Source organism: Legionella stuttgartensis (assembly GCF_977063405.2).
Map to the genome: position 1 here is coordinate 1 of NZ_CDRUHA020000088.1, position 1313 is coordinate 1313.

Consider the following 1313-nt stretch of genomic DNA (forward strand, 5'->3'; position numbering starts at 1 on the left):
AAGCACTTTTACCAAGCCCATTATCCCCAATCAGTAACTCCCTTTGTCCTTTTCCGATGGGAATTAGATTATCAAGCATCTTATTTCCCGTGTACAATGGTCGATTCACAAAGTCGCGGTGAAGAATGGATGGTGACAACTTATCGAGTAATCCTTGTTCCTCATAGGGAGGAATCGCACCGCCATCTAATGGATTGCCTAGGGGATCAATCACTCGTCCAAGCAATTTATCGCCTACAGGAATACTCAATGCTCGCTTCAGAGGAAAAATAGGGGTTCCTGCCTTTAATTTTTTAGTTTGTACTAACATAATAGCGCCAACTAAGTTTTCCGTGAGATGGAACACCATGGCGATACAGCACTCATCCTCTGAAATAAGAATTTCATCGATGGCGGCAGAAGGTAAGCCCTTAATCCAGATAATCCCATCTCCAACAGAAACCACCTGTCCCTGTTCGGATGCCTTGATTTGAAATTGATAGTGCTCAAGACGTTGTCGTTGCTTCTCAAGAAAAGAAGGGGGGTTAGGCCAGTTCATTTTTTGTCTCTGTAAAGAATTTTAATTCATCACGAAGATTGGCTTGCAAGCACATTGGACCCATTTGAAGGGTTAATCCGGCGAGAAGCTTTGGGTTTTCTGTAAAGCAAACGGCGGGTTTCTTGGACGCCCATTGTTCAATGACGTGTAATAGACTCTGCTTTTGATGTTCATTGATGGGGTAGGCCGTTTGTATCGAAAGGGTATTTTCCTCAGAGACAGTCTTTAGCCATTGCCATTGTTCCACTGGGAATTGATGGAGCTCCTTGATGGTTTTTTCAATGATTTTCTCTTCAAGATGCGCATCTGCAAAATCGATTAACAATTTTTCAGCAAATTTCCCAGCCAAAAGAAATGCTTCCTTGGCATTGTTTTCAATGATGGCTGCGGCTTTTTGCATTTCATGGGAAAAAATCTGCTCTTTTTCTTGACGCAATTGTTGTTCAAACTGGAGTCTTTCTTCTGATTTCCATCGTTCCATCGCCTCATGCCACTCGTTGTGTAGGGTCGCTTTCTCTTGTTGCCAATCGGTAAGCCGATTTTCATAGGTTGTTTGCAATTGCTTTGCTTCCTTTTGCCGCGTCTCAGCAGTCTCTAATTGTTCTTGCACTCTTTTTTTTCGTTCTAATATGGTTTTTTGTATGGGCGCATAAAGAAAGCGTTTCAAAATCCAAATGAGAATAAGAAAATTAATGAGTTCTAATGAAAAAGTGGTCCAAGAGAGTTCCATTGGTTTTATCCCTGTTGCGTTACAAAATAAGACAATAATGGATTT

The 1313-nt window shown here is 41.4% G+C and carries 1 protein-coding gene and 1 pseudogene; both read right to left on the minus strand.

The features are described from left to right. Positions 1-538: pseudogene (locus tag ACWTEW_RS30155) on the minus strand (F0F1 ATP synthase subunit alpha); the annotation flags it as partial. Then, the gene (locus tag ACWTEW_RS30160; protein ID WP_454783626.1) at positions 525-1268 is read right to left on the minus strand and encodes a F0F1 ATP synthase subunit delta; all 744 of its coding nucleotides are present in this window, start codon (positions 1266-1268) and stop codon (positions 525-527) included. The gene ACWTEW_RS30160 and the pseudogene ACWTEW_RS30155, both read right to left, overlap by 14 nt. Positions 1269-1313 lie beyond the last annotated feature (45 nt).

Coding starts and splice junctions, on each gene's coding strand:
- ACWTEW_RS30160 (WP_454783626.1), bottom strand. CDS start 1,268: ATGGAACTCTCTTGGACCACTTTTTCATTAGAACTCATTAATTTTCTT.